The following is a 20,055-nucleotide window of genomic DNA, read 5'->3' as shown; positions in this document are numbered from 1 at the left end:
GCAGTGTTTGCAAGAGCCAGGCACCAGGTGAGAAGAACCCAACCACCGCAACGCGGCACCGTCGACAGTGACACTGAGTGTTTGCACACCGACACGCCGCAAAGGGCGTACAACCGCGCACGCTCGATCCAGCTACGAAGTCCCGAACCGGATCCCGGTGGCGTCCTTACCGATCGCGGTCAGCACCGCCACGGCGATCAGCACCGGCACCAGGGTGACTGCCAGCGCGAACGGGTAGCCGTGCGCGGCCGCAAGGTGTTCCTGGATCGGCAGGTTGAACGCGGCCAGCAGGTTACCTAGCTGGTAGGTCACGCCTGGATAGAAACCGCGGATCGCGTCGGGGGACATCTCGGTCAGGTGCGCCGGGATCACGCCCCAGGCGCCCTGCACGCAGAACTGGATCAGAAACGAACCGAGGCACAGCATGCCCGCGCTTTGCGAAAATGCGAACAGCGGCACGATCGGCAGGCCCATCACCGCGCACCAGATGATCGCGTAGCGACGTCCCAACCGCTGCGACAGTGTGCCGAAGATCAGCCCGCCGATGATCCCGCCGATGTTGTAGATCACCGCGATCCACTTGGCGGTCACGTGCGGCAGGCCGGCTCCGTCAGGTGAGGTCAAGAACGTCGGATAGATGTCCTGGGTGCCGTGGCTCATCCAGTTGAACGCCGTCATCAGCAACACCAGGTAGCAGAACCGGCGGATGACCTTGGCATCGGTGAACACATCACGAATCCTGGTGCGGGTCAGCCGCATCCGGTTCTGGGTGGCCTGCCATACCTCGGATTCCGAAACCCGGTAGCGGATGAGCAGGCTGACCATGGCGGGCAGGATGGAAAGCCCGAACAGCCAGCGCCAGGACAACCCCAGCCAGTCGGTCACCAGCAGCGACGCCAGGGTGGCCGCCAGGTAGCCGAACAGGTAGCCCTCCTGCAGCAGCCCGGAGAAGAATCCGCGGCGCTCCGGCGGGATCTTCTCCATGGCCAGCGCGGCGCCCAGCCCCCACTCGCCGCCCATGCCGATTCCGTACAACAGGCGCAGGATCACCAGCACGGTGAAGTTGGGCGCGAACGCGCATAGGAACCCGACCGTCGAGTAGAAGATCACGTCCACCATCAGCGGCACTCGTCTGCCGACCCGGTCGGCCCACAGGCCGAACAGCAGTGCGCCCACCGGGCGCATCACCAAGGTGGCCGTGGTCAGAAAAGCCACCTCGGTCTTGGTGTGGCCGAAGGTCTTGGCGATGTCGGCGTAGACGAACACCACGATGAAGTAGTCGAACGCGTCCATCGACCAGCCCAGAACAGCGGCCAGGAAGGAGTTGCGCTGGTCGGGAGTGAGCCGCTGCCTCGTCACCTGAGCATCGTGCCCGATCTCGGCGCGATTTTTCCCGCAGAGCGGCAATTATCGCGCCGAAATCACACGACTCAGTTCGGAAGCCAGCAGAGTCAGGACCGACGAGCAGTCGCCGTCGAGTTTGATCGCCGCCAAGTCGTCGCCGCGCGTCCTGCCACGGTTGATGATCGCGACGGGAATGCCGCGCCCCGCGGCGTGCCGGACGAAGCGGTAGCCGGAGAAGACTGTCAGCGACGACCCCGCGACCAGCAGCGCGTCGGCGCCGTCGACCATCGAATAGGCTTGCGCGACACGGTGCTTCGGAACACTTTCGCCGAAGTAGACGATGTCGGGTTTGAGCATGCCTCCGCAGCGGTCGCAGTCGACATAGCGGAACGACGCGGTGTCGGTGACGACGGCGTCGGCGTCCGGTGCCACCGCGATGCCGCTGAGTGCCCCGGCACGCTCGAGAAATCCCGGGTTGAGGGCTTCCAGTCGCTCGGCCAGTGCCGCGCGGCTGATGGTGTTCCCGCAGGCCAGGCACACCACGGCCGCGAAGCTGCCGTGCAGGTCGATGACGTGGCGACTGCCCGCCCGGGTGTGCAGCAGGTCGACGTTCTGGGTGATCACCCCGGTCACCACTCCGGCGGCCTCCAGTTCGACCAGGGCCCGGTGCCCGGCGTTGGCGGCGGTGCCGGCCATGTGCCGCCAGCCGACGTGGTTGCGGGCCCAATACCGCCTGCGGAACTCCGGGTCGGCGACGAACTGGCCGATGGTCATCGGGTTGCTCGGCGGCGAATCCGGACCTCGATAGTCCGGAATGCCCGAATCGGTGGAGATCCCGGCACCGGTGAGCACGGCGACGCGGCGGCCGGACAGCAGGTTGACCAGGTCGCAGACGCTCGGCTCCACGGGCCCCACGCCGTTCAGCGTAGGCACTCCGCAGCGGTGGACTGTTCGGCAGCCATGTTGCGGCGCATCATCTCCAGGCCGGCCGCGCCCAGGCCGGCATCGATGTGGGCGACGGCGTCGACGGGTATCACCACCGGAAGATGACGGACGTAGGCGTCCAGCGCGGTGTAGAGGATGCACTGCTCGGTGACCTGCCCGGTCAAGATCAGCCGCCGGGTGCCGAGCCGGCCGAGCAGGTACTCCAGCGGCGTGGCGTAGAACGCACTGTGCCGCACCTTGGTCATCATCCGGTCACCGGGCATCGGCACTATGGGCCGCACCAGGTCCGGCCGGGCGCCATCCAGCGCCGCACCGACGATATCGGCGAATCCGGCGGTGAAATCGCCGTAGTTGTCATTGACGTAGATCAGGTCCACGGACTCGCTGGCCCGGCTGTGTTCGACCAGCTCAGCCAACGGTTCGATGATCTGCGCGACGTTGGCGGCCAGTGATTCGGCGTCCACGTGCCGGTAGCTGTTGAGCATGTCGACGACCACCACCGCGGTATCGGTCATGGCCTGGTGATACCCGAAAGCTGCGAATCGACACAACCCAGGCGACAATGACACGTGATGGACTTTTACAACGCCTACCGGCACGGGTTTGCGCGGGTCGCCGCCTGCACTCACCACACGACGCTTGCCGACCCCGCCGCCAACGCCGAATCGGTGTTGCGGCTGGCGCGTGACTGCCATGACGACGGCGTCGCGCTGGCGGTCTTCCCCGAACTCACGTTGTCGGGCTACTCCATCGACGACATCCTCATGCAGGACACCCTGCTCGACGCCGTCGAGGTGGCGCTGCTCGAGGTTGCCGCCGCCTCGGCGGACCTGTTGCCGGTGCTGGTGGTGGGGGCTCCGCTGCGGTACGCGCACCGCGTCTACAACAGCGCCGTCGTCATCCATCGCGGGCGCATCCTGGGCGTGGCGCCGAAGTCCTACCTGCCCACCTATCGCGAGTTCTACGAGGCCCGGCAGCTGGCCGCCGGGGTCGGGGAGCGCGGAACGCTGCGGCTGGGAGATGCCGACGTCCCGTTCGGGCCGGACCTGCTGTTCGCCGCCACGGATCTACCCGGGTTCGTTCTGCACGTCGAAGTGTGCGAGGACATGTTTGTGCCGGTGCCGCCCAGCGCCGAGGCCGCGCTGGCCGGTGCGACGGTGCTGGCCAACCTGTCCGGTAGTCCAATCACCGTGGGGCGCGCGGATGATCGCGCCCTGTTGGCCCGGTCGGCTTCGGCGCGATGCCTGGCCGCTTACCTCTACGCCGCGGCCGGCGAGGGCGAGTCGACCACCGACCTGGCCTGGGACGGCCAGACGATGATCTGGGAGAACGGCACACTGCTGGCCGAAACCGAGCGGTTCCCCAGCGGCGCACGGCGTTGTGTCGCCGACGTCGACCTCGGTTTGCTGCGTGCGGAGCGGCTGCGGATGGGCACCTTCGACGACAACCGCCGGCAGCACCGCGATGTGGTGGGGGAGTTTCGGCGGGTGGAGTTCCGTCTGCAACCCCCGGGCGGCGACATCGGGCTGCGGCGCGTGGTGGAACGGTTCCCGTTCGTTCCGTCGAATCCGCAGCGGCTGCAACAGGATTGCTACGAGGCCTACAACATCCAGGTTTCCGGCCTGGAACAGCGGCTGCGCGCGCTGAACTACCCGAAGGTGGTGCTGGGGGTGTCCGGCGGGCTGGACTCCACGCACGCACTGATCGTCGCCGCGCGAGCGATGGATCGGGAGAACCGGCCGCGCAGCGACATTCTGGCCTTCACCCTGCCCGGCTTCGCCACCGGCGAGCGCACCAAGGCCAACGCGGCTGCGCTGAGCAGGGCGCTCGGCGTGACATTCGCTGAGATCGACATCCGCGAGACCGCGAAGCTGATGCTGACCGAGCTGGGTCATCCGTATGCCCGCGGCGAGGCCGTCTACGACGTCACGTTCGAGAACGTGCAGGCCGGCCTGCGCACGGACTACCTGTTCCGGATCGCCAACCAGAACGGCGGCATCGTGCTGGGCACTGGCGACCTGTCTGAGTTGGCGCTGGGTTGGTCCACCTACGGCGTGGGCGATCAGATGTCGCACTACAACGTCAACGGTGGAGTGCCAAAAACCCTGATCCAGCACCTGATTCGCTGGGTGATCAACTCCGGTGAGTTCGACGCTGACGTGTGCGCAGTGCTGGCCTCGGTGCTCAACACCGAGATCAGCCCGGAGTTGGTGCCGACAGACGGAGCCGAGGAGATCCAGCGCAGCGAAGACACCGTCGGTCCTTACTCACTGCAGGATTTCGCCCTGTTTCAGGTGCTGCGTAACGGGTTCGCACCGGCCAAGATCGCATTTCTGGCCTGGCATGCCTGGCATGACATGGACGAGGGCGCCTGGCCTCCGGGATACCCGGCGGATAAGCGGCAGGCCTATTCGCTGGCCGAGATCCGGCGCTGGCTGAAAGTCTTTGCACAGCGGTTCTATTCGTTCAGTCAGTTCAAGCGTTCGGCATTGCCCAACGGGCCCAAGGTGTTACACGGCGGCGCACTGTCTCCGCGCGGTGATTGGCGGGCCCCCTCGGACATGTCGGCGCGGATCTGGCTCGACGCGATCGAACGGGAGATACCGGAGCAGTAGGGACGGTAGCCGGCGTTGCGCCGGATAAAAGTGATGTATACATCATCTCGCTATCCAGCGTAGGTTTGCAGATCTACATTGAAGAGGACGTTGACCAGGCGCTGGGCGTTGAAGCCCGGAGGCAGCGCAAGTCCAAGGCGGCACTCATCCGGGAGTACCTAGCCGATCGACTGCGGGCGCCCGGTCCCGACCCGGTCGACGCTTTCATCGGTTCGTTCGACGGGGATCCCGACCTGTCCGCGTCGGTGGACGACGTGGTCTACGGATCGACTGGATGATTTTCGTGGATACGTCGTTCTGGGCCGCACTGGGCAATGCCAGGGACGCCCGGCATGACATCGCCAAGAGGCTTTGGAGCGCGAGACTGGGGATGGTCGTGACCTCCAACCACGTCCTGGGCGAGACGTGGACATTGCTCGATCGACGCTGCGGCCGCCGGGCCGCGCTGGCCGCTGCCGCGATTCGGCACAGCGCAAGTGTTCGGGTTGAGCACATCACGCCAGATGTTGAAGAGCAGGCCTGGGAATGGCTTGGCTGCCACGATGAACGAGAGTACTCATTCGTCGACGCAACGAGTTTCGCGCTGATGCGGAAGAAGAAGTTGGTCAATGCCTTTGCGTTCGACGGCGATTTCAGCGCGGCAGGATTCGTCGAGCTTCGCCCGTGACCAGCCAGCGCTCCCGCTCCTCGGCGCTCGGGGCGCAATCGCCGGCGCCGGGCACCAGGGTCGCCAGGGCCCCCGCGACACAGGCGGTGTGCAGCGCATGCGCTATCCCGCCGGACCATTCGGCCGCCAGCACTCCGGCGAACACGTCACCCGCGCCGGCGGTGTCGACGGCATCCACCACCGGCGCCGGCACATCAACGGTGCCGGCAGGCCCGGTGTAGCGAACCCCGCGCGCACCGTGGGTGACCACCCGGTGCGGCACCGGGTGGTCGAACCGTGCCGATTCCGTCTCGTTGACCACCGCGACATCGATGAGCCCGGCCAGCTCGGTGAGATCGGCACCGAGCGGGGAGACGTTGATGATCACCGTCGCCCCCGCTGACCGGGCCAGTCGGGCGGCAGCGGCCGCCGTCGCGATCGGGATCTCCAATTGCGCCAGCAGCACCTGACAGCCGGCGATCAGCCCGCGGTGACCGGAATCCAATGTCAGTGCGGCGTTCGCGCCCGGTGCCACCACGATGGTGTTCTCCCCGGCCGGGTCCACCGTGATGACCGCCGATCCGCTGGGCCCGGACACGGTCCGCAGTCCCTCGGTGCCGACGCCGTTGACCTCCAGGTGGCGGCGCAACCGCGTCCCTGCGTCGTCGTCACCCACCGCGCCGACGAACAACACGTCCGCACCGGCCCGCGCAGCGGCCACCGCCTGATTGGCGCCCTTTCCGCCGGGGGAGGTACGCGGCGCCGAACCGAGGACCGTCTCGCCCGGAGCCGGCAGCGCGGGCACGGTGAACACGGTATCCAGGTTCACGCTGCCCACCACGCATACTCGCGTCGCCATGGATGTCAGCTTTGCATTCACGACCGCGGGATGTCGGACATCCCCTAGGGTGGGGGCCGTCCGGTAACCGGGGAAGGGAGCGGCCGAGTGGACTCGGCACCGTCGACAGACGTGGGCAGCACGGCCGGCGAACAGCGACGGCGGCGAGTATTGCCGTCCCGGGTCAGTATTCAGACCAAGCTGATGCTCATTCTGCTGCTGACCAGCATCGCTTCGGTTGCGGTGGTCGGATTCGTCGAGTTCCAGTACGGCGCAGCCGAATTGCAGCGCGCGGCGACGAGCAAACTGGTGCAGGCCCGGGAGTCGCAGCGTCGGGCGGTCACCAGTCTGTTCGCTGAGCTGACGAACTCCCTGGTTGTTTTCAGCGGGGGAACAACCGCGGCCAGTGCGCTCAAGGCTTTCACCGCCGGCTTCGACGAGCTCGCTCACGCCACGGTCACTCCCGAGCAGCAGCACGCCGTGGAGGCCTACTACCGCGACCACTTCGTGAAGGCGCTGGCCGAACGGACCGGTGAAGTTGTCGACATCGCCGCACTGTTGCCGACCTCGACCGCGCAGCGCTACCTGCAAGCTCACTACACCGGGCAGTCGGACAAGCCCGACGACGCCGGTGACGGCAGCGCGTGGAGTGCGGCCAATGCTCAGTTCAACAATTTCTTCGCCGAGATCGTCAAACGCAACGAGTACCTGGACGCGCTGCTGTTGGACAGCAGGGGAAACGTGGTCTATACCGCCAACAAGGGTGTGGACCTGGGCACCAATGTGCTGACCGGCCCCTATCGAGAATCCAGTCTGCGCGACGCCTACCGCAAGGCGCTGGCGTCCAACGCGGTCAACTTCGTCTGGATCACCGACTATCAGCCGTACCAACCCAACCTGGACACCCCCACCGCCTGGCTGGTGTCGCCGGTCGGCAACAAGGGGGCGGTCGAGGGGGTGCTGGCCCTGCCGCTGCCCAGCGCGAAGGTCAACCGGATCATGACCGCCAACCGGGCGTGGGAGAAGGCCGGGCTGGGCCACACAACCGAGACCTACCTCGCCGGCCCGGACGAGCTGATGCGGTCGGATTCACGGCTGTTCCTGGAGGATCCCGAGGAATATCGGCGTGAGGCGGTGGCCGCCGGGACCGCGCCGGCGACCGTGGAAAAGGCGCTGCGATTGGGGACCACCACCCTGGTGCAGCCGGTAGAGGCCCCGGGACTGCGCGCCGCGCAACGTGGCCAGACCGGCACGCTCAACACCGGATACGACTATCTGGGCAACCGCGAGCTGGTCGCGTACGCGCCGCTGACCGTGCCGAATTCGGACCTGCAGTGGTCGATTCTGGCGACCAGGGACTACGCCGACGCCTACGCCGGGGTCACCTCGTTCAGCAAGAGGGTGGTGCTGGCCACCACCGCAGTCATCTTCGCCATCTGTGTGCTGGCGATGTTGCTGGCCCGGCTGTTCCTGCGGCCGATCCGGCGGTTGCAGGTCGCCGCCCAGCGGATCAGTGCCGGTGACTACAGCGCCGCGGTGCCGCCCGGGGCTGCCGACGAGATCGGTGATCTCACCAAGGCATTCAACGACATGAGCCGCAGCCTGCGGACCAAGGAGGAGTTGCTCGCCGAGCAGCGCAAGCAGAACGACGAGTTGCTGCTGTCGCTGATGCCGGAGTCGGTGGTGCAGCGTTACCGCGGGGGCGAACAGGCCGGCGAACAGGTGATCGCCGAGGAGCATCACAACGTCAGCGTCGTCTACGCCGAACTGAAGGGGATCGACCAACTCTCGTCGGAGGTCTCCGCGAGCGAACTGGTGACCATCGTCGACGAACTGGTCCGGCAGTTCGACGCCGCCGCCGAAGTCGTGGGTGTCGAACGAATTCGCACCATGTACAACGGCTATCTCGCCGGTTGCGGCCTGACCACCCCGCGGCTGGACGGCGTGCACCGCATCGTCGAATTCGCCTGCGAGATGCAGCGAATCGTCGATCGATTCGACGTCAACACCGGCCGCCGGCTCAAGCTGTGGGCCGGAGTCAACACCGGGGAGGTCGTCAGCGGCCTGGTGGGCCGGTCCAGCATCACCTACGACCTGTGGGGTTCGGCGGTCAACGTCGCCTACCAGTTGCGCACGGGCACATCAGAACCCGGCATCTACGTGACCGAGGTGGTGCGCGACATGCTCGGCGGCGGCGAGGAGTTCGTGCCGGCCGCCACCGTGAAGATCGGCGACGCCGAGGAGCAGATATGGCGACTGTCGGGGACGCCGTGAACAACCTGTTCGGGTCCTGGTTCTACTGGGCGGCCGGGGTCGCGATCGGGTTGCCGGCGGGGCTGATCCTGCTCACCGAATGGCATGTGGCACTGGCCCGCCGGGGCAGCCATCTGGCCCGGCCGGTGGCGCTGGCCCGGAACTACCTGCTGCCGCTGGCCGCGTTGCTGGTGCTGCTGGCCCGGGTGGCCGGAGTGGCCGAACAGGATCCGGTGGTGCGGGTCATCTACACCGCGTTCGGCTTCGTGGTGCTGGTGTTGCTGCTGTCCGGGCTGAACGTCACCTTCTTCCAGAGCGCTCCGCAGGGCTCCTGGCGCAACCGGGTGCCGACCATCTTCATCGACGTCGCCCGTTTCCTGCTCATCGGTGTCGGCCTGGCGCTGATCCTGTCCCACGTCTGGGGCGCGAAGATCGGCGGGCTGTTCACCGCGCTGGGCGTGACGTCGGTGGTCATCGGCCTGATGCTGCAGAACTCGGTCGGCCAGATCGTCTCGGGCCTGTTCATGCTGTTCGAACAACCGTTCCGGCTCGGCGACTGGCTGGACACCCCCGCCGCGCGCGGTCGGGTCGTCGAAGTGAACTGGCGCGCGGTGCACATCGCCACCGCCAACGGACTGCAGGTCACACCGAACTCCGTACTGGCCGGAACCTCCTTCACCAACATCAGCCGAAGCGGTGGCGCGCACCGGGTGTCGGTCACCACGACGTTCGCCGTCGCCGACCCTCCGGACCGGGTGTGCGCGTTGCTGTCGAGGGTCGCCGCCGCCCTGCCGCTGCGAACCGCGGGGGAGACGCCCACCTCGGTGGCGCTGGGCGGTGGCGAATACCGGACCACCATCGCACTGGACGGCCCGGGCGACGACGGTGCGGCGCAAGCCACCTTCTTGCGGTGGCTCTGGTACGCCGCGCGGCGAGAGGGGCTGCACCTCGACGACGCCGACGACGAGTTCTCTACCCCGGAGGCGGTGGCCGAGGCGCTGCGGACGGTGGTGGCGCCCGCGCTCCGGCTGACCGACGCCGACCAGCAGGCGCTGGTGCCCTACGCCACGGTGGTGCGCTACGGAACCGACGAAGCCGTGCAGAAGGCCGGCCACGTGCCGACCGCGATGACCTTCCTGACCGCGGGCAGCGTCCGGCTCACCGACGATGACCCGGATGCGCCGGGCACCACGCTGCGACACGGCGCCTTCCTGGGTATCACCACGCTGACCCGCCAACCCAGCCAGTTCGACGCCTACGCACTGGAGGAGGTGACCGCGGTGGTGATCGACCGCGAACACATCGAAGACCTCGTGATGCACAAGCCGCTGTTGCTGCAGGAGCTGGGCCGCGTCATCGACCAGCGCCGCCGTGTGGTGTCGGCGCCTTCAACCTGACGGGGCCGTTTTACCTGATCGGGCGTTCGCCGATACGCTGGCACGATGAGCGTCCCCGTGCTTCCCGACCTGCGCCAAGAGGTCCACGACGCCGCCCGCCGAGCCAGGGTCGCCTCGCGCGCCCTGACGGCGTTGTCCACGGCGGCCAAGAACAGTGCGCTGAACGCCGCAGCCGACGCGCTGCTGGCCCATACCGATGACATCCTGACCGCCAATGCCCAGGATCTGGCCGAGGCGCGGGCCGCCGGCACCCCCGAGGCCATGCTGGACCGGCTGGCGCTGACCAAGGACCGGGTCGACGGGATCGCCGCCGGTCTGCGCCAGGTCGCCGGGCTGCCCGATCCGGTCGGCGAGGTGTTGCGCGGCTACACCCTGCCCAACGGGCTGCAGCTGCGCCAACTGCGGGTTCCGCTCGGTGTGGTCGGAATGGTCTACGAAGGCCGGCCCAACGTCACCGTGGATGCGTTCGGCCTGACGCTGAAGTCCGGCAACGCCGCGCTGCTGCGTGGCAGTTCGTCTGCGGCGCACTCCAACCGGGCGCTGGTCGAGGTGCTGCGGGACGCCCTGATCGGCGAGGACCTGCCCGCCGACGCGGTGCAGCTGATCTCGGCGGCCGACCGCGCCACCGTCACCCACCTGATTCAGGCCCGCGGGCTGGTCGACGTGGTGATTCCGCGCGGTGGGGCCGGGCTGATCGAGGCGGTGGTACGCGACGCGTTGGTGCCGACCATCGAGACCGGTGTCGGCAACTGCCATGTCTACGTCCACGAGGCCGCCGACTTGGCCGTCGCCGAACAGGTGCTGCTCAACTCCAAGACCCGTCGGCCCAGCGTCTGCAACGCCGCCGAAACCCTGCTGATCGACGCCGCGATCGCCGAGACGGCGCTGCCCCGGCTGGTGGACGCCCTCACCGCGGCGGGGGTCACCGTGCACGGCGACGCGAACGACGCCGCCGCCGAGGACGACCTGCGCCGCGAATACCTGGCGATGGACATCGCCTGCGCAGTGGTCGACGGGCTTGAGGACGCGATCGAGCACATCAACGAGTACGGCACCGGTCACACCGAGGCCATCGTCACCACCAACATGGCCGCCGCACAGCGATTCAGCGAGCTGGTCGACGCGGCCGCGGTCATGGTCAATGCCTCCACCGCGTTCACCGACGGAGAGCAGTTCGGTTTCGGCGCCGAGATCGGCATCTCCACCCAGAAACTGCACGCCCGTGGCCCGATGGGGTTGCCGGAGCTGACGTCGACCAAATGGATCGTGTGGGGTGACGGCCACACCCGTCCCGTCTAAGGAAGCCGCCGCCTGTATGGAAAAGCCAGCCATTCCCGCCAATCCGGCCCGGCAAGCGCCGCTGTTCGCCGACATCGACGATGTCGCCCGCCGGCTGGCCGAGACCGGTTACCTGGCCGACACCGCCACCACCACCGCGGTGTACCTGGCCGACCGGCTGGGCAAACCCCTGCTGGTGGAGGGTCCGGCCGGCGTCGGCAAGACCGAACTGGCCCGCGCGGTCGCGGCGGCGACGGGCTCCGGGCTGGTGCGGCTGCAGTGCTACGAGGGTGTCGACGAGGCCCGGGCGCTCTACGAGTGGAACCACGCCAAACAGATCTTGCATATCCAGTCCGGGTCAGACTCCGGCGACTGGGACGCCACCAAGATGGACGTGTTCGCCGAGGAGTTCCTGCTGTCGCGGCCGCTGCTGACCGCGATCCGGCGCACCGAGCCGACGGTGCTGCTCATCGATGAGACCGACAAGGCAGACATCGAGATCGAGGGCCTGCTGCTGGAGGTGCTCTCCGACTTCGCGGTCACCGTCCCGGAACTGGGCACCATCACCGCGACGCAGACGCCGTTCACGGTGTTGACCTCCAACGCCACCCGGGAGCTGTCCGAGGCGCTCAAGCGCCGCTGCCTGTTCCTGCACATCGACTTCCCCGACCCCGACCTGGAACGCCGCATCCTGCTGTCGCGTGTGCCGGAGCTGCCGGAGCATCTGGCCGCCGAGCTGGTGCGCATCATCGGGGTGCTGCGCGGAATGCAGCTCAAGAAGCTGCCGTCGGTGGCCGAGACCATCGACTGGGGCCGCACCGTGCTGGCCCTGGGCATGGACACCATCGACGACGCCACCGTCGCCGCGACCCTCGGGGTGGTGCTCAAGCACCAGTCGGATCAGGTGCGGGCAGCCGGAGAACTGCGACTGAACTGATGGTCCACTGATGGTTCGCCGCATCCGCTCACCGCAGCCGCTGGCCCCGCACGGAATCCCGGGGCATCTCGTCGGGTTCGTGGAAGCCCTTCGGGAGCAGGGTATTTCAGTGGGCCCGTCGGAGACCGTCGACGCCGGGCGGGTGCTGGCCGTGATCGGCCTGGGTGACCGGGAGGTGCTGCGCGAGGGCCTGGCGTGCGCGGTGCTGCGCCGGCCCGACCACCGCGACACCTACGACGCCATGTTCGACCTGTGGTTCCCCGCCGCGCTGGGCGGGCGCACCGTCGTCATCTCCGATGATCCGCAGTCGGCCGACGACGTACCGCTGCCGCAGGACGCCGAGGACATGCGGGCGATGCTGGTCGATCTGTTGACCGCCAATCCCGATCTCGCCGACACCGACCCGCGGCTGTCGGCGATGATCGCCGCGATCGTCGGCGCCTACGGGCAGTACCGCTCCAGCCGTGGCCCGTCCTATTCGGCCTACCAGGCACTCAAGGCGCTGGCGCTCGACGAGTTGGAGGGCAAGCTGCTGGCCGGTCTGCTCGCGCCCTACGGGGACGAGCCCAGCCCGACCCAGGAGCAGATCGCCAAAGCGATGGCCGCGCAGCGGATCACCCAGTTACGCAAGCTCGTCGACGCCGAGACCAAGCGGCGCACCGCCGAACAGCTGGGCCGCGAACATGTGCAGATGTACGGCATCCCGCAACTGTCCGAGAATGTCGAGTTCCTGCGGGCTTCCGGCGAACAGCTGCGTCAGATGCGCCGGGTGGTGGCGCCGTTGGCCCGCACCCTGGCCACCCGGTTGGCCGCGCGCCGGCGACGCTCTCGCGCCGGCACCGTCGACCTGCGCAAGACGCTACGGAAGTCGATGTCCACCGGTGGGGTGCCGATCGACGTGGTGCTGCGCAAGCCGCGACCCGCCCGGCCGGAGCTGGTGGTGTTGTGCGACGTGTCCGGGTCGGTCGCCGGGTTCAGTCACTTCACCCTGTTGCTGGTCCATGCGCTGCGCCAACAGTTTTCGCGGGTTCGTGTCTTTGCGTTCATCGACACCACCGACGAGGTGACGCACCTGTTCGGTCCGGAGGCGGACTTGGCGGTTGCCATCCAGCGGATCACCCGGGAGTCCGGGGTCTACACCCGCGACGGCCACTCCGATTACGGCAACGCCTTTGTCTCGTTCACCGAGAAGTACCCGAGCGTGGTGTCGCCGCGCAGCTCGCTGCTGGTGCTCGGCGACGGCCGCACCAACTACCGGGACCCGGGGGTGACTGCGCTGTCGCATCTGGTGACGGCGAGCCGCCACGCGCACTGGCTGAACCCCGAGCCCACGCATCTGTGGGGCAGTGGGGATTCCGCGGTGCCGCGCTACAGCGACGTCATTCCTATGCACGAGTGCCGTTCGGCCAAGCAACTGGCCGGGGTCATCGACCAGTTGCTGCCGGTCTGACCAGGTGGGTCAGTAGCGGGTCCGCTCGTAGACCAACCAGCGCAACTCCATCGGGCTTTCCTCACGCGAGGTTCGGAACGCGTCGAGCCCGGCTGCCCAGTCGGGGTACCAGCTGGTCTGTGGCCAGGCGCCCTCGGGCAGATGCGCCTTCTCGTAGTCGTACGCGGACTCGTCGGAAAGCAGCTGAAGCGGTAGGCCGGCCGTGGCGATCGACATCTCGTCACGGGTGAACAGCCCCGAATACACCTGCTGGCAGAACTCGCGGGCGGCCGCGTCGGGCTCGTAGCCGTCGTGCGCCAGGAAGCTGTTGAACACCAGCAGGCCGCCGGGAGCCAGGCACCGGGCGGCGAGTTCGAACAGGCTGCGCAACTGCTCGGTGGACCGGAAATCGGTCAACACCTCGGAGATCACCATCATCTGGTAGTCGTCGCGCAGGTCGTCGGCGCCGGCGAACACGTCGCGCACGATGACGCGCACGTCCAGTGACTCCCGGTCCGCATCGGCCCGAAGCATCTCGGCGAACTTCGGGGTCATCTCCACGACGTCGACCGGATGTCCGCGACGGGCCAGCGCCAGGGCGTTGCGGCCGGTGCCGCCGCCGATTTCGAGCACGCGATGCGAGGCTGGATCGGCGACTTCGCCGGACAGCTGCCAGACTCGGGCGTCGGGTTCCGTGCCGAACAACGGTGGTTGCCGCGTTTCCAGCCAGTTCTCGTATGCCTGCGCGATGGAGTTCCACTGGGCGCGGACCGTGTAGTTCAGGGTGGGGCCGACCGTGGCGTTGTAGGAGATGACGATCTGCGAGCGCGTCGATGCCGCGTAGGCCTCGGCGAGTTGGCCCTCCAACACGCCTTTGAGATGGGCGAGTTCGCCGTCGCTGAAGGGCTTACCCAGGCCCGCGAACACCGCGCTGCACATCGACACGTATTCGTCCACCATGCTCGGTACGGCCGGCAGCCTGATTTCGCCGGTGAGCACCGCGCGGGTGTGAAAACGCCGCAGCATGGCGTCCTTGGCCGCCTGCAGGCGATCAATGGGCCTCAACGGCAAACCTTCCACAGACATCTTCTACACGATCGGGCCGTTCGTCGCGGCAGCAATCGACGTCGCGGTGCCCCCGGCGGGCGTGCGCAGATCCACAATACTGCTCGGTATGTCGGCGGGGGACGCACACGCTGGCCCAGATGGCGACCCCAAGTAAGCTGGCCTATCGTGCGAAAACGGCGGCTGGGAGTCATGGGTGGGACGTTCGATCCCATCCATCACGGACACCTGGTCGCCGCCAGCGAGGTGGCCGATCTGTTCGGGCTCGACGAGGTGGTGTTCGTGCCGACCGGTCAGCCCTGGCTCAAGGACCGCCGCGTCACCGCCGCCGAGGACCGCTACCTGATGACGGTGATCGCCACCGCGTCCAACCCCCGGTTCTCGGTGAGCCGGGCCGACATCGACCGCGGCGGACCCACCTACACCAAGGACACCCTGCGGGACCTGCACGGGCAGCACCCCGATGCCGAGCTGTACTTCATCACCGGTGCGGATGCACTGGCCACCATCCTGTCCTGGCAGGATTGGCCGGAGATGTTCGAGATGGCGCGGTTCGTCGGGGTGAGCCGGCCCGGTTACGAGCTGAACGGCGACCACCTCGCCGATGCGCTCGGATCCCTGCCAGCACACGCCTTGACGCTGGTGGAAGTGCCGGCGCTGGCCATTTCGTCGACCGATTGCCGGCGGCGCGCCTCGGAATCCCGACCGATCTGGTACCTGGTGCCCGACGGTGTGGTCCAGTACGTGTCAAAACGCCGGCTCTACCAACCGACCCCCGGAGACCAACAATGACCGCGACACCCGAGGCCGTCCGGATGGCCACCGTGGCGGCCGGCGCCGCCTCGAACAAGCTGGCCGACGACGTCGTCGTCATCGACGTCTCTGCGCAGCTGGTCATCACCGACTGCTTCGTCATCGCCTCGGCGTCCAACGAACGACAGGTGAACGCCATCGTCGACGAGGTCGAGGAGAAGATGCGGTTGGCCGGCTACAAGCCGGCGCGGCGTGAGGGCACCCGGGAGGGGCGCTGGACGCTGCTGGACTACGTCGACATCGTCGTGCACATCCAGCACCAGGATGAGCGGGACTTCTACGCGCTGGACCGGCTGTGGAAGGACTGCCCGCTGGTGCCGGTGGACTTGGAAGACTCAGCGGACTCAGCCGGTGAGGCCGATGAGTCCGTGTCTGGGGACGCATCGTGAGGGTCCGCCGGTTGATCCTGCTGCGGCACGGCCAGACCGAGTTCAACGCCGGCAGCAGGATGCAGGGTCAGCTGGACACGGTCTTGAGTGATTTGGGCCGTGCACAGGCGGAGGCGGCGGCCGAGGTGCTGCGCAAGCGACACCCGCTGCTGATCGTGTCGTCGGATCTGTGGCGTGCCTACGACACCGCGACCGTGCTGGCCGAGCACAACGGCTTGCAGGTCCGGGTGGACACCCGGTTGCGTGAAACCCATCTGGGTGACTGGCAGGGGCTGACCCACGAAGAGGTAGACGCCGCGGCCCCCGGGGCACGGCTGGCCTGGCGCGACGATGCCCGATGGGCACCGCACGGCGGGGAGAGCCGTATCGACGTGGCCCAGCGCAGCACCCCGCTGGTCGACGAGCTGGTGGCCGGCGAACCGGAGTGGGGCAGGGCCGACCATGCCGATCGGCCGGTGGTGCTGGTCGCCCACGGCGGGCTGATCGCCGCACTCACCGCGGCACTGCTGCGGCTGCCGGTGGAGAACTGGCCGGCACTGGGCGGGATGGCCAACGCCAGCTGGACCCAGCTCAGCGGCTACTCCGAAGACGACGTGATCACCCCGGACAACGTTCGCTGGCGTCTCGACGTGTGGAACGCCTCAGCCCAGGTGGCCGGCGATGTCCTCTGAGTCCTCTGAGTCCTCTGGCGCGCGGATGTCCCCGCCGGCGCGTCCCACGCTGCTGATCTTCGCCGATTCGTTGTCCTACTACGGGCCCACCGGCGGGCTGCCCGCCGACGACCCGAGGATCTGGCCGAACATCGTTGCCACCCAACTGGACTGGGACGTCGAGTTGATCGGCAGGATCGGCTGGACCAGCCGGGACGTCTGGTGGGCGTCCACCCAGGACCCGCGCGCCTGGGCCGCCCTGCCCCGGGCCGGCGCGGTCATCTTCGCCACCAGCGGAATGGACTCGTTGCCGTCGGTGTGGCCGACTGCGCTGCGCGAGCTGATCCGCTATGTGCGGCCGGCCTGGCTGCGGCGCTGGGTCCGCGACGGCTACGGCTGGCTGCAGCCCCGATTCTCGCCGGTGGCGCGGGCGGCCCTGCCGCCGCATCTCACCGTGGACTATCTCGAAATGACCAGGGGAGCTATTGATTTCAACCGCCCCGGGATTCCCATCGTGGCGTGCCTGCCGTCGGTGCACATCGCCGACACGTACGGTCGCGCCCACCAGGGTCGGGAACCGACGGTGCGAGCGATCACCGCGTGGGCGCAGCAGCGCGACATCCCGCTGGTCGACCTGAAGGCTGCGGTGGGCGACGAGGTCATGAGCGGGCGCGCCAATCCGGACGGCATCCACTGGAACTTCGAAGCGCACCGAGCGGTTGCCGACCTGATGCTCAAAGCCCTCAGCGAGGCCGGTGTGCCCGGACAGTCGGTATGACCGGCCGATGAGCGTCTCATGACCGTTACCGTCGTCACCGATTCGTCGGCGTGTCTGCCCGCCGAGCTGCGCGATCGGTGGGGCATCCGGGTGGTGCCGCTGCACATCCTGCTCGACGGCGCCGATCTGCGCGACGGCGTCGACGACGTGCCCGAAGACATCTATGCGCGCGAGCGTGTCAGTACCGCCGGAGCGGGCCCGGAGGAGCTGGCGGAGGCCTACCGGAACGCGCTGGCCGACAACGCCGGCTCCGGTGTGGTGGCGGTGCACATCTCGGCGGCGCTGTCGGGGACCTTCGGCGGCGCCCTGCAGGCCGCCGCCGAGCTCGGCTCCGGGGTGCGGGTGATCGACTCGAAGTCGGCGGCGATGGGCACCGGATTCGTGGCGCTGGCCGCCGCCCGTGCCGCGGCCGGCGGCGCCGACTTGGACGCTGTCGCGGCCGCCGCGGATGCCGCCGTGCAACGCGGCCACGCCTACATGGTGGTGCAGCGGCTGGACAACCTGCGGCGCAGCGGCCGGATCGGCAGTGCGGCGGCCTGGCTGGGCACCGCGCTCTCCCTCAAACCGCTGCTCGCCGTGGATGACGGAAAACTCGTTTTGGCGCAGCGCATCCGCACCGTCAGCAAGGCCGTCGCATCGATGATCGACCGGGTCTGTGATGTGGTCGGCGATCGGCCCGCCGCGTTGGCCGTGCATCATGTCGCCAATCCGCAGGGGGCGCAGGACGTAGCCGGCGCGCTGGCCGAGCGGTTGCCGGTCTGCGAACCTGCCGTGGTGACCGACCTGTGTCCTACCCTGGCCCTTCACGTCGGGGCGGGTGCGGTTGCGGTGTGTGTCGACCTGAATCCGGGAGGGGCTCCGGCTGGGGTCTGAACGCGTTCATCCTGCGTCCAGGGCGGCGTCTGTCGGCGTGTCGCCGCCCTGGACGCAGGGTCGACGCAGAATCAGCGCCACCTCGACTTGAGCGCCGACGCCCCGACTTCAGTAGCATGGCCGCTGATGCACGCTCTGGTGAAAGGCGCCCGATTCGGCGCAATGGTCGTCGCGGCAACGCTGGCACTGGCCGGCTGCGGCGGCAGCGGCAAGTCCGGCGCCTCGTCGTCAGAGTCGACGACGCCGGAGGCGTCCTGGACTCGGCCTGACGCGCCGCCGGACCCGCAGACCCTGCTTCATGCGGGTGACCTCGCCGTTTCGCAGGTGCCCGACAGTGTGCTGATCTTCATCGAGAGTCAGACCAGCGACGCCGGCGCCTGGAAGGCCCGGGTGGTCACGCCCGACGGCACCGAACATCAGCTCAAGATCGGATCCAACGGGGGAGCGGTGCTGGTCGGCCCCGCGGCGACCGAGGACAGCGACGCCGACAAGGCCAAGCGCCGCGCCAACGTGGAAGGCGCCCACCTCGACTACCGCGGCGCGGTGGACAAGGTGCTCGCCGCGGTGCCCAGCAGCTCGATCACCGAACTGAGCCTGCTCGACATCAACGGCACCGTGGTGTGGGACGCCGACGTGTGGGACGCCGAACTCGCCGAACGCAACGTCACCGTCGACGCCGCATCCGGGGCGGTCACCGTCAACCGGCAGGTTTAGCGACTCAGCTCGCCGCGGGTTTGACTCGGCCGGTGATCGGCGGCAGATCGGCCAGGGTGACGATGCCCGGCTCGGCCGCGACCACCGCCGGCACCGCGTTGGTCACCGGCATCGCCGTGTAGATCGAGCCCAGGCCGTTGAAGTTCGGCTCGCTCCAGTCCTTCGGCGGCAGGCAGTTGATGACGGTGCGCATGTTGGGCAGCCCGAACACCTGGATCACATGGCCGTGTGCCACCGGCTTGGGCGGGGTGACGTGGCTGCCCATGATCCAGTTGAAGCCGACGCTGACCACGTTGCGCGTCCCCACCCAACCGCGGTGGTAGCCGAAGACGCTGCCCACCGTGCCGGCCGGGATCTGCATGAAACCGAGGTCGCTGTCGCCGGTCGCGGCGGTGAACTGCACGTCGAAGGTGATGCGATCCAGCTGTGCACCGATCGCGTCGGCCATCATCGCCGCCGACTCGGCGAACACCTCGCTCTCACGGCGGACGCTCGCGGCCAGACCGGGGGTGTCGGGGTCCTGGGCGAATCCCATCGCCGCCATGGTCGCCGCCGACTCGTAGGTGGAACAGTCCACCGATTCGGTGATCCGGATTTCGTCGACGCGCTCGCACGCTCCCGACAGCACCATGCCGACCATGTTGGTCAACCCGGGATGTGCGCCGCTGCCGAACATCGTCGAGTTGCCGGTCCGGCAGGCGTCCTCGATGCGTTTGCGGTCTTCGGGGGCCTGTTTGCCACCGGTGATCCAGGCGGCGGTCGAACACACGTTGATCCCGGCCTCCAGCAGCCGGACCAGCTCGTCGATGCTCGGCCACAGCGGGTTGTAGCAGCAGGCATCCGGGCGCAACGCGATCAGGGCGTCGATGTCATCGGTGGCCGTGACGCCGGTCGCAGTGGGCCAGCCGGCCAGCTCGGCGGCGTCCACCCCGACCTTGTCCTTGCCGTGGGCGTAGACGCCGACCAGCTCCATGTCCGGCCGGCCGATGATGGCGTGCAGCGAGCGCTGCCCGATGTTGCCGGTGGTCCATTGGATGACGCGAAGCGGGTTGGTCATGGCTACCCACCTTATTGGGATGCGGTGCGCCGCC

General features: G+C 68.1%; 20 protein-coding genes. 14 read left to right on the top strand and 6 right to left on the bottom strand.

Features of this window, described 5'->3' with window-relative positions; all coding sequences use genetic code 11:
• Positions 1-132 precede the first annotated feature (132 nt).
• The 3 genes from AWC16_RS04325 to AWC16_RS04315 are packed head-to-tail and all read right to left on the bottom strand — an operon-like array spanning position 133 to position 2,804.
• Positions 133-1,359 carry an MFS transporter gene (locus AWC16_RS04325; RefSeq protein ID WP_109561278.1) on the bottom strand — a complete coding sequence of 409 codons (1,227 nt, stop codon included), beginning with the start codon at positions 1,357-1,359 and terminating at the stop codon, positions 133-135.
• A 48-nt stretch (positions 1,360-1,407) separates the two neighbouring features.
• Positions 1,408-2,259, bottom strand: coding sequence for an NAD-dependent protein deacetylase (locus AWC16_RS04320; RefSeq protein ID WP_085263546.1), 852 nt, complete (start codon positions 2,257-2,259; stop codon positions 1,408-1,410).
• 5 nt (positions 2,260-2,264) lie between these two features.
• Positions 2,265-2,804: a cysteine hydrolase family protein gene (locus AWC16_RS04315; RefSeq protein ID WP_085263545.1), complete on the bottom strand. Its 540-nt coding sequence runs from the start codon at positions 2,802-2,804 to the stop codon at positions 2,265-2,267.
• 57 nt (positions 2,805-2,861) lie between these two features.
• On the opposite strand from AWC16_RS04315, the gene AWC16_RS04310 reads away from it, so the two are divergent.
• From AWC16_RS04310 to AWC16_RS04300, 3 genes are all read left to right on the top strand, one after another.
• Positions 2,862-4,904: an NAD(+) synthase gene (locus tag AWC16_RS04310; protein WP_085263544.1), complete on the top strand. Its 2,043-nt coding sequence runs from the start codon at positions 2,862-2,864 to the stop codon at positions 4,902-4,904.
• A gap of 65 nt (positions 4,905-4,969) precedes the next feature.
• A complete protein-coding gene (locus tag AWC16_RS04305; protein WP_234812122.1) occupies positions 4,970-5,182 on the top strand; it encodes a ribbon-helix-helix domain-containing protein in 213 nt (70 codons plus the stop codon).
• Entirely contained in the window at positions 5,179-5,571 is a 393-nt protein-coding gene (locus tag AWC16_RS04300) for a PIN domain-containing protein (RefSeq protein ID WP_085263543.1), read from the top strand. Before AWC16_RS04305 ends, AWC16_RS04300 begins: the two co-directional genes overlap by 4 nt.
• On the opposite strand, the gene AWC16_RS04295 is transcribed toward AWC16_RS04300, so the two are convergent.
• Positions 5,537-6,409 (bottom strand): ribokinase, encoded by an 873-nt coding sequence (locus AWC16_RS04295; protein ID WP_085263542.1) that lies wholly within the window; start codon positions 6,407-6,409, stop codon positions 5,537-5,539. The genes AWC16_RS04300 and AWC16_RS04295 overlap by 35 nt on opposite strands.
• 87 nt (positions 6,410-6,496) lie before the next feature.
• Between AWC16_RS04295 and AWC16_RS04290 the strand changes: the two genes are divergently transcribed.
• From AWC16_RS04290 to AWC16_RS04270, 5 genes are read left to right on the top strand one after another with little or no spacing between them, the layout of a single operon-like run.
• On the top strand, positions 6,497-8,662 hold the full coding sequence (locus AWC16_RS04290; protein ID WP_085263541.1) for an adenylate/guanylate cyclase domain-containing protein: 2,166 nt from the start codon (positions 6,497-6,499) through the stop codon (positions 8,660-8,662).
• Positions 8,638-10,038, top strand: a complete 1,401-nt coding sequence (locus tag AWC16_RS04285; RefSeq protein ID WP_109561270.1) for a mechanosensitive ion channel family protein — start codon at positions 8,638-8,640, stop codon at positions 10,036-10,038. The genes AWC16_RS04290 and AWC16_RS04285 overlap by 25 nt, the downstream gene beginning before the upstream one ends.
• 45 nt (positions 10,039-10,083) lie before the next feature.
• Entirely contained in the window at positions 10,084-11,337 is a 1,254-nt protein-coding gene (locus tag AWC16_RS04280; RefSeq protein WP_085263540.1) for a glutamate-5-semialdehyde dehydrogenase, read from the top strand.
• A 16-nt stretch (positions 11,338-11,353) separates the two neighbouring features.
• On the top strand, positions 11,354-12,253 hold the full coding sequence (locus tag AWC16_RS04275; RefSeq protein ID WP_085263539.1) for an AAA family ATPase: 900 nt from the start codon (positions 11,354-11,356) through the stop codon (positions 12,251-12,253).
• 7 nt (positions 12,254-12,260) lie between these two features.
• Positions 12,261-13,703: a vWA domain-containing protein gene (locus AWC16_RS04270; RefSeq protein WP_109561269.1), complete on the top strand. Its 1,443-nt coding sequence runs from the start codon at positions 12,261-12,263 to the stop codon at positions 13,701-13,703.
• A gap of 9 nt (positions 13,704-13,712) precedes the next feature.
• Here the strand turns inward: AWC16_RS04270 and AWC16_RS04265 are convergent, their stop codons facing one another.
• A complete protein-coding gene (locus AWC16_RS04265; RefSeq protein WP_276062041.1) occupies positions 13,713-14,768 on the bottom strand; it encodes a class I SAM-dependent methyltransferase in 1,056 nt (351 codons plus the stop codon).
• Between the two features lie 144 nt (positions 14,769-14,912).
• Here AWC16_RS04265 and nadD point away from each other — a divergent pair, with 144 nt between their 5' ends.
• From nadD to AWC16_RS04235, 6 genes are all read left to right on the top strand, one after another.
• On the top strand, positions 14,913-15,539 hold the full coding sequence (gene nadD, locus AWC16_RS04260; RefSeq protein ID WP_409370635.1) for a nicotinate-nucleotide adenylyltransferase: 627 nt from the start codon (positions 14,913-14,915) through the stop codon (positions 15,537-15,539).
• Positions 15,536-15,949 (top strand): ribosome silencing factor, encoded by a 414-nt coding sequence (rsfS, locus tag AWC16_RS04255; RefSeq protein ID WP_085263536.1) that lies wholly within the window; start codon positions 15,536-15,538, stop codon positions 15,947-15,949. Before nadD ends, rsfS begins: the two co-directional genes overlap by 4 nt.
• The gene (gene gpgP / locus AWC16_RS04250) at positions 15,946-16,620 is read left to right on the top strand and encodes a glucosyl-3-phosphoglycerate phosphatase (RefSeq protein ID WP_085263535.1); all 675 of its coding nucleotides are present in this window, start codon (positions 15,946-15,948) and stop codon (positions 16,618-16,620) included. The genes rsfS and gpgP overlap by 4 nt, the downstream gene beginning before the upstream one ends.
• Positions 16,621-16,645: 25 nt before the next feature.
• Positions 16,646-17,377 carry a diglucosylglycerate octanoyltransferase gene (octT, locus tag AWC16_RS04245; RefSeq protein ID WP_085263534.1) on the top strand — a complete coding sequence of 244 codons (732 nt, stop codon included), beginning with the start codon at positions 16,646-16,648 and terminating at the stop codon, positions 17,375-17,377.
• 18 nt (positions 17,378-17,395) lie between these two features.
• Positions 17,396-18,250, top strand: coding sequence for a DegV family protein (locus AWC16_RS04240; RefSeq protein WP_085263533.1), 855 nt, complete (start codon positions 17,396-17,398; stop codon positions 18,248-18,250).
• A 126-nt stretch (positions 18,251-18,376) separates the two neighbouring features.
• Complete coding sequence (locus AWC16_RS04235) at positions 18,377-18,964, top strand: PepSY domain-containing protein (protein ID WP_085263532.1); 588 nt, start codon at positions 18,377-18,379, stop codon at positions 18,962-18,964.
• A gap of 4 nt (positions 18,965-18,968) precedes the next feature.
• Here AWC16_RS04235 and AWC16_RS04230 read toward each other — a convergent pair whose 3' ends face one another.
• Positions 18,969-20,021, bottom strand: a complete 1,053-nt coding sequence (locus tag AWC16_RS04230; RefSeq protein ID WP_085263531.1) for an NAD(P)H-dependent amine dehydrogenase family protein — start codon at positions 20,019-20,021, stop codon at positions 18,969-18,971.
• Positions 20,022-20,055 lie beyond the last annotated feature (34 nt).

This window comes from Mycolicibacter longobardus (assembly GCF_002102265.1).
In the GTDB taxonomy this organism is placed as follows: domain Bacteria; phylum Actinomycetota; class Actinomycetes; order Mycobacteriales; family Mycobacteriaceae; genus Mycobacterium; species Mycobacterium longobardum.
Note: the sequence above shows the minus strand (reverse complement) of the source record. Positions and strands in the feature narration are given on the sequence as shown.

Bases quoted from the DNA above. Each gene is read 5' to 3' on its own strand.
- AWC16_RS04315 (WP_085263545.1), bottom strand. From the start codon at position 2,804: ATGACCGATACCGCGGTGGTGGTCGTCGACATGCTCAACAGCTACCGG.
- AWC16_RS04310 (WP_085263544.1), top strand. From the start codon at position 2,862: ATGGACTTTTACAACGCCTACCGGCACGGGTTTGCGCGGGTCGCCGCC.
- AWC16_RS04300 (WP_085263543.1), top strand. From the start codon at position 5,179: ATGATTTTCGTGGATACGTCGTTCTGGGCCGCACTGGGCAATGCCAGG.
- AWC16_RS04295 (WP_085263542.1), bottom strand. From the start codon at position 6,409: ATGGCGACGCGAGTATGCGTGGTGGGCAGCGTGAACCTGGATACCGTG.
- AWC16_RS04285 (WP_109561270.1), top strand. From the start codon at position 8,638: ATGGCGACTGTCGGGGACGCCGTGAACAACCTGTTCGGGTCCTGGTTC.
- AWC16_RS04280 (WP_085263540.1), top strand. From the start codon at position 10,084: ATGAGCGTCCCCGTGCTTCCCGACCTGCGCCAAGAGGTCCACGACGCC.
- AWC16_RS04275 (WP_085263539.1), top strand. From the start codon at position 11,354: ATGGAAAAGCCAGCCATTCCCGCCAATCCGGCCCGGCAAGCGCCGCTG.
- AWC16_RS04265 (WP_276062041.1), bottom strand. From the start codon at position 14,768: ATGTCTGTGGAAGGTTTGCCGTTGAGGCCCATTGATCGCCTGCAGGCG.
- rsfS (WP_085263536.1), top strand. From the start codon at position 15,536: ATGACCGCGACACCCGAGGCCGTCCGGATGGCCACCGTGGCGGCCGGC.
- octT (WP_085263534.1), top strand. From the start codon at position 16,646: ATGTCCCCGCCGGCGCGTCCCACGCTGCTGATCTTCGCCGATTCGTTG.
- AWC16_RS04240 (WP_085263533.1), top strand. From the start codon at position 17,396: ATGACCGTTACCGTCGTCACCGATTCGTCGGCGTGTCTGCCCGCCGAG.
- AWC16_RS04235 (WP_085263532.1), top strand. From the start codon at position 18,377: ATGCACGCTCTGGTGAAAGGCGCCCGATTCGGCGCAATGGTCGTCGCG.
- AWC16_RS04230 (WP_085263531.1), bottom strand. From the start codon at position 20,021: ATGACCAACCCGCTTCGCGTCATCCAATGGACCACCGGCAACATCGGG.